The organism is Vibrio sp. YT-19(2023) (assembly GCF_033337395.1).
In genome coordinates this window covers 1-661 of sequence record NZ_JAWOQN010000591.1, presented here as the reverse complement: position 1 = coordinate 661, position 661 = coordinate 1, and the positions used below count along the sequence as shown (strand labels likewise).

Below are 661 nucleotides of genomic sequence, written 5' to 3'. Positions count from 1 at the left end.
AGTGACGAAAGTTCGCAAAGTCGATTTAGAAACCGTGGATATTCTCGGTACGGTTTCATTGTCGCTGTTCCTAGCAATGGCGCTCATGAGCTTAAAACTGTGGAACATTTTTGACCTAGCCATTCCGTTCTTGATCATCCTTGCCGTGCAGTCGGCAATTCTCGCGGTGTTCGCTTACTACGTGACATTCCGCGTCATGGGCAGCAACTACGACGCGGCGGTAATTTCTAGTGGACACTGCGGTTTTGGTTTGGGGGCGACACCAACAGCCGTGATGAACATGGGGTCTATCGTGAATCGTTTCGGCCCGTCACCACAGGCGTTTATGGTGGTGCCGATTGTCGGTGCATTCTTCATCGACATCGTTAACTTAGTGATTTTGCAAGGCTGCATCGCCTTTATTAAATAATCGGCGAAAGGCGTAACCACGCCAATTTTAAGATCATTTAAAGCCAAAGCCAGTCGTAAAAGACTGGCTTTTTTGTTTCTTGGTATGAATCTTTCTCATTCTTGCTTCAAGCAATGAAATCAATGCGTTAATATCATTCACAGGATGTTATTTTCCCAGCAGCAGGAGGCTCCACACATGTCAGAAAAAATATCGACATCAGCATTAGCGAAAATGCGCAATATTGACGCCAAGCTGCTGTTTTCAGATCTC

General features: G+C 45.8%; 1 protein-coding gene. It reads left to right on the top strand.

The genetic code is table 11. From position 1 onward, the window contains the following. Positions 1–409 (top strand): sodium/glutamate symporter (locus tag R7E78_RS27325; RefSeq protein WP_318058778.1); only part of this gene is annotated, 409 nt, incomplete at its 5' end. Between the last annotated feature and the right edge of the window lie 252 nt (positions 410–661).